Here is a 311-nt window from a genome sequence, read left to right as displayed (position 1 = left end):
CCTGTATTTTGATAGTATCATTATATCTTTACCTTCTGCAAAACTCCATTATCCAGATTTGCAGAAATGTTTGTTATTTTTGCATTCGAAATGTTTTGATTTCAAACGGATTAAAAACAACTGTGAAACAGTTTCCGACAGCCGAAAGTTCTGTTCCACCCCGCTCCAGCATATCGCACTCCTTCAGCGTACAGGGGGCTTCCGTGATGATCTCTATACCAGCCTTCACGCGGTTTCCAAAACCTTCATAAGCTCTGATGATCCAGCCGTCTCCATCCTCCGCCCTTTTTACCGTCTCAATAAATATTCCC

The 311-nt window shown here is 42.4% G+C and carries 1 protein-coding gene; it reads right to left on the bottom strand.

Going from position 1 to position 311, the window contains the following annotated elements:
* Positions 1–73 precede the first annotated feature (73 nt).
* A partial coding sequence (locus NE473_RS30845) for a glycosyl hydrolase-related protein (protein WP_256265620.1) occupies positions 74–311 on the bottom strand: 238 nt, incomplete at its 5' end.

The sequence above is a fragment of the Hungatella sp. SL.1.14 genome (genome assembly GCF_024460495.1).
Taxonomy (GTDB): Bacteria; Bacillota; Clostridia; order Lachnospirales; family Lachnospiraceae; genus Hungatella; species Hungatella hathewayi.
This window is presented reverse-complemented; position numbering and strand designations above follow the sequence as displayed.